Here is a 13,729-nt window from a genome sequence, read left to right on the forward strand (position 1 = left end):
GTATTAGTATTTATCATATTCAAAAGTAAGTGAGATAGGCCCTGATGCTCCTCCTCCGGTAGATCTTAATGTAACCATCCCATAAGATTCGATTGTTACAGACCATGAACTGTTGCCAGATGTCACACTTATGTTTTTGTAATTAGCCGGTCTGCATAATGAGCCAAGGGTACCGATCATTACTCCATCAGACCAGTTAGGAGCAGCCCCACCACTGGTATTGGTAAGCGGTAAACTTAAATATGCACGGAAGCGGTTGGTTGAAATTTCCTGAAATGAAGAATAATAAATATCTGCTAAATAAGTAGGTGTAATTGAACAGACATATGGAGTACAGGTATAATGGGTATTTATATAATTCTGACCATTCAGATTAATTTCATTCTGTGCCTGTTGATCCGCATCTGCCTGGCTGATTGTAGATGAATATTTAAATTCCGGAACGGTATATTCCGCAGATACAGGCAAGGTTCCCGGAGCACAGTTTGTAGTTGAAAAAGTCTGGCTTTTCATACTACTATAATACTTAAGGGGAGCATAATTATATTTAAACTCTTTAATGATGTTTTTATCCTTGTCTAATATCTTTTCCAACCTGTTCGAATTGTCAAATTTATAAAACTCTCTTCCTCCTGTAGGTTTGGACATACTTGTCATTCCTCTTAGCGGATCATAGGTGTAAGTAGTGATAGGATAACCTTTTAATGATGGATTTTTCTTAAATAATTCTAATGCATTTATTAATTCCTGCTCAGATCCACTGTCAAAATCCACATTGGATTTATTTACAATATCCAGGTTTAAATATCCTGTGGGAGTTTGAGGCTGATTTAAAAGCTGCATTAACTGAAGATAGGCTATACCTTCAATCTTTACGATAGGTAAGGTTTGATTATAGCCATAAATCATAACTATCGGAACCCCTTTTTTATCTGTTGCCTGAAGATAATTGGCTTTATCATCCAATAAATCATATCTTATATTTTCAGTTGTCTCATCTACCGGAATATTGTAGTTTGTAAAGTTTACACTTGAATTAAGCTTAGAGCTTCTGATTTTTTTGTAGGCAAACGATCCTGTATAAAATTGATTTTCTTTTAATGAATATTTATTGTCTTTATTTTTTTCAATTTCAATAACAGGATGCATAATATTGGCATTCAGCATCGCGTTATATGTTGTATAATCTTCTCCTACAGTATTGGCGTTATCTGCAAAACCTGGTTTATACAAATTATAGGCATAAAGGTTTTTCTTAATATTTGTTCCTTCAGCGGTAATCGTTTCAATCTGTTCCGGAGAGGTATGCCAAAGATTACCGGATTCTTTGTATTTAATATTCGTTTCTTCTGTAATCTGCTTATTTCCAAAATAATTAATCACTTTTTCTTTCTTCAGTAAGTAAGGAATAATAGGAACATACATTGAGACTCCCGTAGTAGTGCTATAACTGAAAGGCTTATCGATATCAGTATACACATAATAATTGAGATCTGATATTTTACAGGTAGTACAATTAATCGGGTCCACATTATCTAAAAGTTCACTTTCCGGACGCAGAAAACTTTCATATTCATAAATACTCTCTTTTAAAAGTGTATTGTTCGAATCAAATACTTTTTTATTTAATACCTTCCCTCTTTCATTATCTTTATTTACTCTTATAGTTCCTTTTAATTTATAATAATCAGCTGTAAAGAAGTCTTTTAATCCCAGATTATCCGGATTGGTGTAATAGTCAGCAAAAAAATATTCAGTTACCCCTTTATTTGTTTTCTTCTCCTGCACCTGGCTGTAGCTCACCGGATTTTTCTTTACTCCGGATCTAATTATTCCTGATGATTTCCCATTGCTTAATTTATAGGTATAAAAAGTTTCGTACTGATTAGGCCCATCACTTTCTATTTTACTCTTCAATCTTACAAGAGGTTTTGTTGTAAGATTTATATTGGTAAAAATATCTTTTTGCAACGATGATGAATATTCTGAAATCACATTATAATCTACCGGTTCGTAATTGAATTTTGTAAATCCTTTGGTAGGATATATTACTTTTTTTATGGATGTTATATCATACAGGTTATCATTATTATTAAATGAATTGGTTCCTGTCCAATATCCGAAGCCATTTATATAATTGGTACTTTTAGCCGGCAATCCATCTGTTTTACTGTATTCAAAAGTATGTTTCTCACCATTATTCTCTTCAATTGACTCTAAAAAATACCTATAGTTCTGCCCTCCTAACGGAACCTGATTAAATGTAAAACTTCTGTTATTTCCATAGCTATTTAAATTAATGCTGCTTAGATGTAACAAGTTATTACTGTCTTTAAAGTAATTATAGTTGATCTTTAAATTTTTCCCAACTACTTCTATCTCTTTCAGAATAGACCTTTTGGTAAAATTATTAATGTTAGCTGTTGCCGGAAATGGAGTGACAACAAAAGTTCTGTAATCAACAGATCTTGCTCTTGTTACATAGATATTAGCCTGATCCAGCTGAGCTTGCGAAGGAAAACTTGTTGGAAAGACAATATTTGTATTGTTTGAATTGATTAATGTTTTTTCAAAATAAGAATTAAAAATACTTAAATCTCCCTGCTGTTCATATTTCCCTATAATGGTATCCCCATTGTAAGTTTCCACTTTTTTCAACTGCCAGGATATAATATAATTCGCCCTTGTTCCACTAAAAAAATTACGTTCACTTGAACCTAAATAATATTTGCCGCTAATATCAAACTGCGAATAATTTATTTCGAGTTCATTATTAGTTCCTCCGAAATAAAACTTATTTCCTTTGTCATCACTTATGATAATTTCTTTTACAATATTGGTAGAGTTGGCTATTGGGCCTCTGGTAGAGTAACACATAGACTCACTATTATTACTTACAACAGGGTAAACAAGCTGTACCTTTAGTTTAGCATTTTCACAGTAAACAATCGGGTTTCTGTTATTATCAAAAGTAAAATATCCGCTGTATCCAAAGAAATCAAAATAAAACTTATCAGGATTAAAATCGGATGTTACGTTGTTGTTTGTAGGATTAAACAGTAATTGCTTTTTTGTATATCCATTAATTATATTTGATTTTGGAAGTATACAATCTGTTGTTGCCTGTTGCCTTTCCTGTTCGGTTCCGGCATGAATACCATAATTGTAATTATTTTCATCTGCAATAAAATAATTGGTTAGAAGATAATTTCCTTTTACCTCTCTTGTTATCTGGCCAAATAAATTTCCGTACCAGTTTAGCCCGTAAATACTCTCGTCAGATTTAGGGTCAAATCCCGAAAAGCTATTGGTTATCTCATTCTTTAATTTAAGATTTCCGAGAGATATTTCAAATAGAGGGATATTTACATTTAAAAGTCCCTTATATAAATCATTATTTGTTGAAACTTTATCAATAAGAAGTTGGCTTTCCGAAGGCCTATCCTGTGCAATTATATTGGTGTTCAGGCTTAATCCTAATAATAGGATCATAACTTTATTTTTCTTCATTTTTCTATTTCTTAATCAGTTTAGCATTTGCCGTTTTATTCGTATCTGTTTTTATCGTAATTAAATAAGCTCCCTGAATGAGCGACTGGGTATTAATCTTAGTCACCTTATTCTTTGTTTTCAGATTCTGGATCTGTCTTCCACTCATATCATACAGCAGAATATCTGCATCTTTGAAATCAAAACCGATTTCTACATACGCATAATCGGATACAGGGTTCGGGTAGATCTTGATATCATATTTCTCAATCAACTGATCTACTTGTTTATCTCCAAGCTTCACAATCTTCCAGTTTTCTTTGCCTAACTCTTCTGCACTCGTTCCTGCTAAAATGATGGAACCGTCTTTATTTAGCTTTAAATCGGAAAGTCTTTCTTCTTTTTTTCTTGATTCTCCGGCGATGTGTTTTCTCCACTGTTCGTTTCCGTTTTGATCTAAATACAGCATCCAGAAAGTTTCATCATCTTTCTCTATTCTTCCTTCTGCCTGGGTATAACCTCCCAACAGAATGCCTTTTGACTTCCTGCTTCCATCTTCCAGCTCCCCGCTGATCACATTCATTCCCATCAGGACGTCTCGGTTCTTGAAGTTGTAGGATTTCTGCCACTGCTCTTCTCCTCTTTCGTTTAAGGAAATCAGCCAAAGGTCTGTGCCTTCTTCAATGCCTACTGTTTTATTGCCGGATCTTTCGGATCTGGATTCTCCTCCAACAAGGTAACCTGTTGAAGTTAATGCCAGTGTTCTTAGATGATCATCTCCTTTGCCCCCGAAGTTCTTTTCCCATTCTACTTTTCCATTTTTATCTAGTTTGATGATCCAGTAATCACCTTCCCCGAAATTGCTGCTGGATTTGGAATGAGAGACAAGCTTTGCACTGCTTCCAGCATCCTGCTCCCCGCTTCCCACCTTCACCTCAGAGCTTCTGGAATAAACTCCCACTAAGGCTCCGCCATCTTTTGTAGGAATCATCTTTTCGACTTCATCCAACCCTTTTCCGCCTAAAATTAATTGGGACAGCTCTTTTCCGTTTTTGTCGAGTCTTGTGATCCAGACATCTTTGGATCCATAGCCTTTTGAAGCGTTTTGTACATTACCGGCTACAAAAAATCCTAAATCCGTGGTTTGAATAACAGCTCTGGCTTCTTCATCGGAAGGGGTGCCTAATGTTTTCTGCCATAATTCATCGCCAAATTCATTGATTCGGATCAGCCAGATATCGGAACCGCCTTTGGATTCTTCTTTTTTATCTAATCCTTTTCCGGAGTAAGAGGTTCCGGCTAATAGAAATCCGCCATCCTGAGTGGTAACGGTGGCTGACAGGTAATCATGGTTAGATCCTGAGAAATATTTTTCCCAGGCCTGGTCTCCCTGCTGGTTGAGTTTTACCAGGTGGAAATCGTAACCGTTGTTTGGTTTAGTTCCAGCCTCCTGCTTCCCTCTTCCTGATTGTATGGCGCTTCCGGTGATAAGATACTGCTGATCGATAGTAGTGATAACCTGTGAAAGGAAATCCTGGGTAGAGGATTTGATATCTTTTTGCCAGACCACTTCCTGGGCAGATAACATGAGGCAGGTGCATATCAGAAATGCACTGCTGTAAAGCTTTTTCATAAGTTATTAGTTTTTTTGAAAAAAAATTTTTCCGAAGTTAATATTTTTCTTTAGCTAGGGAAATATTAAACAATATTAATAAACATGAGTTTTATCATATCATTTTGAGACAAAAGAATTCTCTCCTGTACAATAGGTAACCTGTCTTAAAAACAAGAGCAGGTGAAAGGTAAAATTTGCAACTTCATCTGCCAAAAGTGTATAAAAATTATTTTCATTTTTTACTATGCGTATCATTCCTGCTCTATCATCATTAATTATTCTTAAGGTAAATTTTCCAACAACCGATACTATTGAGATTCCTATGGATAGATACAATCAGTGTTAACTTTAAATTACCCACAAATAAAATCATAAAAATAATTTTCAAAAAAATAAAGTCAACTATATAGTTGACTTTATTTTTTTATATATTTACACAATCAAATTAATTATGCATATGAATATTGACCTTACAAAAGAGCTAAGCCACAAAGCAACCCGTAGCAGGCGGAAAAAAATCCATAGCCGAACATCTCATGAAGCCGGTCAATTCTGTGAAAAAACAGAAAAGATTCCTCTTCATAAAAGATTCAACCAAAAATTTCTTAATCTCTCAAATCCATGAAAAAATTAATTCAGTTATTTTTAATAGCATGCATCATTATCGGATCTACTACCATACCTTTTCACGCAATGGGAAGGAAAGATTCTCCCCAGGATACAGTAGAAAAAATTATTGCTGAGGAAACGGCAAAACTGATGAAGCTTTCAGATTATAAGGCTGTTTCAGGTGTCATTTACCTAAAGGGCAAAGTCTATCAATTTCACTATGGCAGGCTTAGCAACGGAAAGAAGCCCAATAACAGCACTATATACGAAATAGGTTCGCTTACCAAAACCTATACCGGACTACTGCTCTCCCAAGCAGTCTACGACCATAAAATCAACCTGGATGATGATGTGAGAAACTACCTGGATAACAAATATCCTAATCTCGTTTTGGCAGACGGTCAGCCAATTACTTTTCGGCATTTAATTACCCACACCTCTGGACTCCCTCTAACTATGAATTGTAGTCATCTTAACCAAAGCGTTGCTAAACAGATCACCTGCTTTAAGAATTATAATCGAAAAGACTTTTTCGAGGCATTAAAAACCGTGCAGCTTGTTGATACTTCAGGTAAAAACTATCATTACTCGGGCGTAGGCACAGAACTGGTCGGTTATATATTAGAGAACATCTATCATATGAAGCATATGGACCTGCTCCAAAAGTATGTATTTTCCCGTTCCGGCGAAAAGCAGACTTTTTTAGAACTGATTCAGCAAAAAAATACCAATCTGTCCATTGGCAAAAATAGTGAAGGAATGCCAACACCAATAATCAATGGGTTCTATGATTATTCGGGAGGCATGAAATCTTCAACATCTTCTATGCTTAGTTACATTAAAATGTATATGGAAAGCAATGATCCTGTAGTAAAACAAACCATGAGTTTACTTACCGGGGATATGCAGTACGGAAGGGCTTATGCCTGGAATACATATGAATACAACAAGCAAAAGAAAATGCTGTACCATAATGGCAGCACGTTTGGCCACTCTTCATGGATTGCACTTTATCCTAATCAGAAAACTGGAATTTTTATTGTAACCAATGTGGTAACGGCAGATTCTCAGAGCAAACTGAACGAATTGTCTAATCGTATCATCGACAGACTCAACATTTAAAGCATAATCTGTCAAACATCATATCTAAATAATAAACCATGCAAAGAATCAATCCATTTATACCCCAGCATTCTTGTTCTATTTTATTCTTTTTATTTGTCTTTTCCTTTGCTATAAAAGCACAGAGCAAGACAGAGCTTATTTTGCCCGCATCTTCTTTTAATAAAGAGGAAGCTTACAAAATGCTTGAAGAGGGGACCAATAGTATCCAGGGCCGCATTTCGTTAAAAAAAAGAGGTTATGTTAATTATCCCGGTTATCAGGATCAAGTCCTGCTCTATCCTGTAACTCCACATCTTTTAGAATATCTGGAGCTTAAGAAAAAATACAACAGTAAAAGAAAGATGGCAGCCATGGCAAAAGAAGCGGCTATGGCAAGGATAGAGACAAAAACTATTGACAATAGGGGGAATTTTGAATTTATAAATTTAAAACCGGGCAAATACTATATTGTAAGTTGGGTTACCTGGGAGAAAGTAAGACGCAATGAAGTACAATCAGGCCCTGTACAGGTAGCCGGCTATAATATGCTGGGAGTAGCAATGGGTACAAGCTACCTTCCTACTGAGACCAGATATGATGCAACAGCTTATGAAAAAGAGATCGGTGAATTTGTTGAGGTAGCAGGAAGCAACAAAACAGCTACAATAGACATAGCAAGATAAATAATAATCGTTAATTGTAAACATAAATATATGAAGCTCTTACCTATCATTTTAACAGCGTTGTTATCCTTTTTGCATATGGGCTATTCACGGGCTCAAACCCTATCATTTCCAGATGAGAACTTTAAAAATGTCTTGATTGAGCAAGGCTTTGATACCAATAAAGATGGTAAAATTCAGAAATCTGAAGTAGCTCAAATTAAGTCCTTGTCAGTTGCTAATTCTGATATTACTTCATTGGTGGGAATTAAAAACTTCATCAACCTTGAAGAGCTAGGATTTAATGATAATAAGCTCAAAACAGTGGATCTTGAAGGCATGCAGCACCTTAAAATAGTTCATGGATTCAATAATGAGCTTACAGAGGCAAAATTGAAAGGATGTACCGGACTGCAAGCCCTTGTTTTGTATAATAATAAGCTGGCTTCTATTGATTTAACAGGCCTTACGGCATTAACCAAAATTGTATTAGCTATTAATAAGCTGCGCAGTATTGATCTGAGTAATAAGCCTAAGCTGGAAGAAGTATTGCTTTTCCGCAACCAGCTTACTCAATTTAAGGCTAATGAGTTACCAGAACTTAAAGAATTATGGCTTAGCGACAATCTGATTGAAGAAATTGACCTCCGGCATTTTGCAAAACTTATAACAGTAAAGCTTATAGATAATCCTCTGAGAAAAATAAATGTAACAGGGCTTGCTTCACTCGAAACCCTTAATTGTGAAGCAATATCGCGTACCAATTATCTAAACCAGCTCAATACCTGCGGGCTTATCAGCCTTAAAGAATGCAAGTGGTGATCATAAAAGAGGCTGCCTCCCTTTGAGACAGCCTCTTATTAGATAGGAATATGGGTACATTACAAGCAAATACCATCCTCTATAAATTTTCTATCTGAATTATAAATAACTAATGTACGATCATAAGATGATCTAAGAAGCATTTTCATCTTTTGTTATCTCTATCTGAACTGCTCCTGAAACCGCTGCTGCACCTAACCCAATACCAATTGCTGCTCCAACAGGCCCTCCAACAGCACCTCCAATGGCACCTCCAACGGCTGCTCCTACAACATCTCCAATAATACCTCCGAAAATCCTTGCAAACCATTTCCCTTTTGCCACAAATGAAGGCCTGTCATTGGGAAATCTATTGATCCAATAATGGGTACTATATCTTGCTATTACAATAATCCCGAGTAAATTCTGCTTTTCCTGACTAGACACCGCTGCATTCATATATTCTTCTTCAATATTAATAAGCCCATTTTCAATTTCATCTACTGAAGCATAGGAATTCTGATTAAAGAATACTACTAATTTATATAGTTCAGCCTTATAAGCATCAGAAAAATTATATTTAACGGATAATGCATCCAAACCATCGGCTGTAAAAGGAGCTGCTAAAGAAGTAGCAACGATAGTATTTAAAGCTGAGTTTGTAATCAGATCTGTATTGTATCCTTTTGATTTGAAAAATGATTTAGCTGAAGCCTTCACCACATCTACAGATTCTACATTAGAATTATACATTGTTGTTAAAAACTCATTATGTAATATTCCCAATTGTTCATGAGGGTTTGTAATCTTACTGGATAGTTTTTGGGAGTTTTGGACCGTTAAATGATTCTCTGTCTGTCTTAATGACTCGCTATTATTATCTGTATTACAGGAACCTACTACAAATAATGGGATTAAAAAAAGCAATTTTAGATTTTTCATGTTATTATTTTTTGGGTTGTTAATTTTCTTTTTAAATATCAATAGGAATATCACAACAATGTATAAAAGTAAATACCATCAATACCAATTTAACATGTAGTTTCATCATTCATATACTTGATGTAGAACAATATTAATTTAATTCCTATTCAGAGTCATAGTAATAATTGATAAGTGTAATTGATTAACAATTAAGTGTAGACAAAAATTGAATAAATGTAACTCTGAAAATTTGAATTTAAAATTAGTTCTGAAGCATAAAAATAGAGACATCTACATCAAAGATTTAGGAGATTCTCTCGTAAGAAAGATATCCGAAATACATATTTTCTACTTAAAAATCTACATAAAACAATATTAATTTTATTGATTTTCACATTTCTTTGAATTTTATTTTACAAAACAACAATTAATACCTTAAAAAAAATAAGCACATGAAAATCAAATAATTAAAATATTACAATTAACATTTTTTTTCAAAAAAAATACATTTAATTAATGATAATTAACAATACTTTCTATTGTCTTATCTTAAAATATAAATAGTTTTAATCAACAACTCAACATTTATTTGGGAGGAGATCAAACGAAAGTAAAACTACTTTTTAACAACGAATTTTTTTGATGAAAATAAATCTAAAAGAAATCAATATCGGGCACCTTATTAACATGCAGGTAGAAAGCAGTGGTATAGAAATGGTTCGGATTTGCAATTTTTTGAAATGTGAAGAGCAGGAAGTGATCAAAATGTATGAACAAAGTGACCTTTCCGCAGATCTTCTTTTAAAATGGTCCAAATTGCTCAAATATGATTTCTTCAGATTGTACTCACAGCATCTTATCTTCTATTCTCCACAAAAGAATATTGCTGAAAATCATATAAAAGAGAATAATATACTGCCGAGTTTTAGAAAGAGTTTGTACACATCCGAGATGATCAAGTTCATTATTGAATTAATACAAACAGAAGAAAAAAGTATAAAAGAAATTATTGAAGAATACAATATTCCAAGAACAACATTGTATAGATGGCTTGAAAAATATTAGACTCAATTATAATTCAGATAAAATAAGACCAATTATATCTTTAAATGCACTAGTAGGTATTGAATAAGATTACACCAACATACTAACAACCAACAAAATTATAATATGAAATCATCTAAACCTGCCTATAAGAAAATATATGAAGATATGTTAAGAATAAAATTTCCGGATAAAAAGAAAGACTGTGAAACAATTCTCACAAAAGCCTGTTTATCAGAATTTGATGTTCTTCAGATAGAAAATATACTTTTTAAAAAGCGAAAATCCCATATGGATCTCAAAGATAAAAGACTTAGGTCTTATACTCAGGATACCATTTTACAGATTTTAACCTACCAGAAAATCCATGAATTAAATAACACGCAATTGGCCGCACACTATGGTTTAAGCAGAAATACGGTAACCAGCTGGAAAAAAAGATTTCTCCTTATAAAAGTTTATAACAAAAATGATATTCATATAAACAATTCTTCCCTTTAAATTAAATCAATTTTATGAAAAAAAAGTATTACCCCCCTCCTATAGTTTATTCTATAGTTTTAATTGTTCTTTCACTTTGCTCCTCATTACATGCTCAAACGACGAGTAGCAATGCAATTTTAAATGGAAACTTTGGTACTGATACCACTACAGGCGGAAATTTAAACAACTGGACCACCAATGGAACAGGAACCGATCCTGCTACAAGTTTTAACTGGTTTGCAGTGAATGGTGGAGCCGTTGCATTTTTTGATGGGGCAGAAGGCCTCAATCTTACCCAGGCTAATGTTCCTTTTAAAACCTCAACAACCCACAAGTACGCCACCTTTTCGGTGAAAATATCCCCTGTTAATGCTAATGGAGTTCCGGTGAATACATCATGGGGAAAAATTAGTTTTTGGCTGGAAGGACCATCAGGATTTATAAAACTGTTTTCTGTTTTTAATCCCGTAACGGCCACCACCAATTCACCAACCGTTAACGTAACGGAAATCAATCCGGCTATCGTGCAAAAGCTAGCGGTAAATAACAATTTTGCAGCCCGCAGCTTTGCCACCGGGGCTTATTCAACGGTTGACGTAACAGTAGATACTGATCTGCTACCTAATTCAGGTATTGTCTTAATCCAGCGTAATAATGGAACCGCAAGCGGTCCCAATGGAACAGCGGGAACAGATGATTTTTTTGTGGATGATGTTTCTTATACCCATTTGATATGGCCGGATACTGATGGTGATGGAATTGATGATTATGTAGATATTGATGATGATAATGATGGAATTGTAGATGCAGTTGAGAGCCCGGCTTGCTACTTTACCGCCAACGAATGGAATACAGGAGCTAAGCCGCAAAGTGTAGTAACAATAAGTTCTTCGTTAACTACCACTAATGGCTTCTTCGATCAATTAACAGATGGGGTTAATAACGTGAATGCTGTTACTTTTTCAAATACGCCGGCTCAACCGATCCAAAATGCAAATGTCTACTTATTTGATTTTGCTTATCCTGTAAGGCTGGATGCTTTATACTTACAGTTTAACACAGCAACACAATTTGCAGGAACCACAAAAATCCAAGGTTCTAATACCAATAATGGTACAGATTGGGTAGATCTCTCTGCTGCCATTGTACAAACTGCAGGAACCAATACTACGGCAAATGGAGCTGTAAGTGTAACCACTTCTATTAAATACCCGGTCACACTTAATACAACTACTGCTTTCAAGTATATCAGAATTACGGGAGTCGCAGCAAGTAATATTGCGGCACAGAATGCATCTGAAGTGTATTTTGATTTTAATACTTCAACATATATTCCTTCCATGTATCCAAAATCAGGCTGTACAGGCGCTGATACAGACGGAGATGGAGTCCCTAATCAACTGGATTTGGATAGTGACGGAGACGGATGTCCTGATTTAAAAGAAGCGGGAGTAAGCCCATTAACCGATATATTCACTCCATCTGCAACAAACAACGTGGGAGGAAGCTATGGAATTGCAAACCCTGCTAACAGCCAGCTTAATCCGGCAGCTGCAGACACTAATAATGACGGGCTTAATGATAGTGTAGACCCTGATCTTAACGGAATGACGGATTACACTTCCACATACACCTCTTATGCCATTAATTCATTTATAAACACCTGTACTGATACAGATAATGACGGAATACCAGATTATCTTGATTTAGATGATGATAATGATGGGGTTCTCGATAAGGTAGAATGCCCCGGAATATTTGGTAATATGGCTACCAACGGAGGATTTTCAACAACAGCAGCCAATCTTCCTAATTGGTATATGGGATTCTCAGCGACAGCACTTCCTATTGTAGAACCATTTACTCCTACTGTAATGCCTATTACAAATACCGGAGGGGTATATAATTATGGTATCGGAGGTGGTAATCAGGTTAATTCACAACTTACCGGAGGTCTTTTTGATCAGAATGATGGAGTTAACACCGCAACAGGTCTCCAATATATATTGCAGGAACAAGACCCCCAAAGACCGGTGGTTAATAAACTATCTGCTCCTCTGGTAGCTGGAGCAACTTATAATTATACTTTTGATCTGGGGCTTCGTGGCGGTTCAGGTAGTACTAATAAATATATTGTAATGCTCTACAATGCAGATACTCAAAAACCTGAAAAAATATTAGAAATGGGGATAATGAATACATTGCCCGGAACTTCAAATAACCCAAGCTATAAAAACTTCAGTGGAAGCTTTGTTCCGGCATTATCAGGAAATTATGATCTATTATTTTATCCTTCAGTATCCGGAGGAGTTGCTGATGACTTTGTAATTGACAGAGTAGCTGTAGCCGGAGCATCTACAAGTGCATGTGATACGGATGGAGATGGTATTCCTAATTACCTGGACAATGACAGTGACAATGACGGCTGTTCAGATGCTTTTGAAGCCGGTGTTGTTGCTTATATCACAGCCAACGGAGGAACTGTCAGTCCCGGAACATTAAATAATCCATCTGCAACATTATCTCCGAATGCTACCGTAGGAAACAATACCCCAGCCGATTACGGAGCAAACGGATTCTACAACATGATAGAGAATAACGATACTTCATCAGCTACCTATAATGGAACTTACACCTATGCTAATGCAATTAATGCAGCTATTGCCACTTGCCTTCTGGCATGTTATAAATCAGCTGTTACTGCAGGAACTATTTTACCTACTCTGTATGGTATTACTGCTTTAGGAAGAGCAGGAGAAAATACAGGAAGCTGGCCTGGAGTAAGAAAAGGCGGATGGATAGCACTTGAAGCCAAAACTAAAGGGTTTGTACCGAACAGGCTTACCACTGCACAGATTAATGCAATTCCGGCAGCCAATCTGGCAGAAGGAATGATGGTCTACAATATTACTTTAGACTGTCTGTATATCAACACAGATGGAACTGCAGCAGGATGGAAATGCTTTAACACACAAACCTGCCCTTAATAGTGATCTGG

Annotated in this window: 9 protein-coding genes; 6 read left to right on the forward strand and 3 right to left on the reverse strand. The window is 35.5% G+C overall.

Annotation, left to right across the window (positions count from 1 at the left end):
• Positions 1–3: 3 nt before the first annotated feature.
• Together F3J23_RS12025 and F3J23_RS12030 are read right to left on the reverse strand one after the other, a co-directional pair.
• Positions 4–3,510 (reverse strand): DUF5977 domain-containing protein, encoded by a 3,507-nt coding sequence (locus tag F3J23_RS12025; protein ID WP_167028927.1) that lies wholly within the window; start codon positions 3,508–3,510, stop codon positions 4–6.
• Between the two features lie 4 nt (positions 3,511–3,514).
• Positions 3,515–5,122 (reverse strand): T9SS type A sorting domain-containing protein, encoded by a 1,608-nt coding sequence (locus F3J23_RS12030; protein ID WP_167028930.1) that lies wholly within the window; start codon positions 5,120–5,122, stop codon positions 3,515–3,517.
• 603 nt (positions 5,123–5,725) lie between these two features.
• Here F3J23_RS12030 and F3J23_RS12035 point away from each other — a divergent pair.
• From F3J23_RS12035 to F3J23_RS12045, 3 genes are read left to right on the forward strand one after another with little or no spacing between them, the layout of a single operon-like run.
• Positions 5,726–6,835 (forward strand): serine hydrolase domain-containing protein, encoded by a 1,110-nt coding sequence (locus tag F3J23_RS12035; RefSeq protein ID WP_167028933.1) that lies wholly within the window; start codon positions 5,726–5,728, stop codon positions 6,833–6,835.
• 38 nt (positions 6,836–6,873) lie between these two features.
• A complete protein-coding gene (locus F3J23_RS12040) occupies positions 6,874–7,500 on the forward strand; it encodes a hypothetical protein (protein ID WP_167028936.1) in 627 nt (208 codons plus the stop codon).
• Positions 7,501–7,530: 30 nt separating this feature from the next.
• The gene (locus F3J23_RS12045; protein WP_167028939.1) at positions 7,531–8,301 is read left to right on the forward strand and encodes a leucine-rich repeat domain-containing protein; all 771 of its coding nucleotides are present in this window, start codon (positions 7,531–7,533) and stop codon (positions 8,299–8,301) included.
• Between the two features lie 132 nt (positions 8,302–8,433).
• Here the strand turns inward: F3J23_RS12045 and F3J23_RS12050 are convergent, their stop codons facing one another.
• On the reverse strand, positions 8,434–9,222 hold the full coding sequence (locus F3J23_RS12050; RefSeq protein ID WP_167028942.1) for a hypothetical protein: 789 nt from the start codon (positions 9,220–9,222) through the stop codon (positions 8,434–8,436).
• Between the two features lie 624 nt (positions 9,223–9,846).
• Here F3J23_RS12050 and F3J23_RS12055 point away from each other — a divergent pair.
• From F3J23_RS12055 to F3J23_RS12065, 3 genes are all read left to right on the forward strand, one after another.
• The gene (locus F3J23_RS12055; RefSeq protein ID WP_194303852.1) at positions 9,847–10,269 is read left to right on the forward strand and encodes a helix-turn-helix domain-containing protein; all 423 of its coding nucleotides are present in this window, start codon (positions 9,847–9,849) and stop codon (positions 10,267–10,269) included.
• A gap of 105 nt (positions 10,270–10,374) precedes the next feature.
• A complete protein-coding gene (locus F3J23_RS12060) occupies positions 10,375–10,749 on the forward strand; it encodes a helix-turn-helix domain-containing protein (RefSeq protein WP_167028945.1) in 375 nt (124 codons plus the stop codon).
• A gap of 14 nt (positions 10,750–10,763) precedes the next feature.
• A complete protein-coding gene (locus F3J23_RS12065) occupies positions 10,764–13,718 on the forward strand; it encodes a discoidin domain-containing protein (RefSeq protein WP_167028948.1) in 2,955 nt (984 codons plus the stop codon).
• The last annotated feature ends 11 nt before the right edge of the window (positions 13,719–13,729 follow it).

It is taken from the genome of Chryseobacterium sp. Tr-659 (assembly GCF_011752975.1).
Lineage (GTDB): Bacteria > Bacteroidota > Bacteroidia > Flavobacteriales > Weeksellaceae > Chryseobacterium.

What these genes read in the sequence shown, in the direction of transcription:
- F3J23_RS12025 (WP_167028927.1), bottom strand. Translation starts at nt 3,510, where the DNA reads ATGAAGAAAAATAAAGTTATGATCCTATTATTAGGATTAAGCCTGAAC.
- F3J23_RS12030 (WP_167028930.1), bottom strand. Translation starts at nt 5,122, where the DNA reads ATGAAAAAGCTTTACAGCAGTGCATTTCTGATATGCACCTGCCTCATG.
- F3J23_RS12035 (WP_167028933.1), top strand. Translation starts at nt 5,726, where the DNA reads ATGAAAAAATTAATTCAGTTATTTTTAATAGCATGCATCATTATCGGA.
- F3J23_RS12040 (WP_167028936.1), top strand. Translation starts at nt 6,874, where the DNA reads ATGCAAAGAATCAATCCATTTATACCCCAGCATTCTTGTTCTATTTTA.
- F3J23_RS12045 (WP_167028939.1), top strand. Translation starts at nt 7,531, where the DNA reads ATGAAGCTCTTACCTATCATTTTAACAGCGTTGTTATCCTTTTTGCAT.
- F3J23_RS12050 (WP_167028942.1), bottom strand. Translation starts at nt 9,222, where the DNA reads ATGAAAAATCTAAAATTGCTTTTTTTAATCCCATTATTTGTAGTAGGT.
- F3J23_RS12055 (WP_194303852.1), top strand. Translation starts at nt 9,847, where the DNA reads ATGAAAATAAATCTAAAAGAAATCAATATCGGGCACCTTATTAACATG.
- F3J23_RS12060 (WP_167028945.1), top strand. Translation starts at nt 10,375, where the DNA reads ATGAAATCATCTAAACCTGCCTATAAGAAAATATATGAAGATATGTTA.
- F3J23_RS12065 (WP_167028948.1), top strand. Translation starts at nt 10,764, where the DNA reads ATGAAAAAAAAGTATTACCCCCCTCCTATAGTTTATTCTATAGTTTTA.